The organism is Pauljensenia sp. UMB1177 (assembly GCF_030217965.1).
Taxonomy (GTDB): Bacteria; Actinomycetota; Actinomycetes; order Actinomycetales; family Actinomycetaceae; genus Pauljensenia; species Pauljensenia turicensis_A.
Window position 1 is genome coordinate 1 of sequence record NZ_JASOOV010000049.1, and the last position, 249, is coordinate 249.

Sequence of the window (249 nt, forward strand, 5' to 3'; positions counted from 1 at the left end):
TTAGGAGGAAGAATATGACTACTGAACATATTGAAGAATTAAATGACCAGCAGCTGATTCGTCGTGAAAAAATGGCTGCTTTAGCAGAACAAGGCATTGACCCATTTGGTAAACGTTTTGAACGTACTGCAGATTCTGCCCAATTAAAAGAAAAATATAGTGATAAAACAAAAGAAGAGCTACATGAATTAGCGGATACTGCTACCATTGCGGGACGACTTATGACCAAGCGCGGGAAAGGCAAAGTCG

At 40.2% G+C, this 249-nt stretch carries 1 pseudogene; it reads left to right on the forward strand.

The features are described from left to right. Positions 1–14: 14 nt before the first annotated feature. Positions 15–249 (forward strand): annotated as a pseudogene (locus QP442_RS08540) (hypothetical protein); the annotation flags it as partial.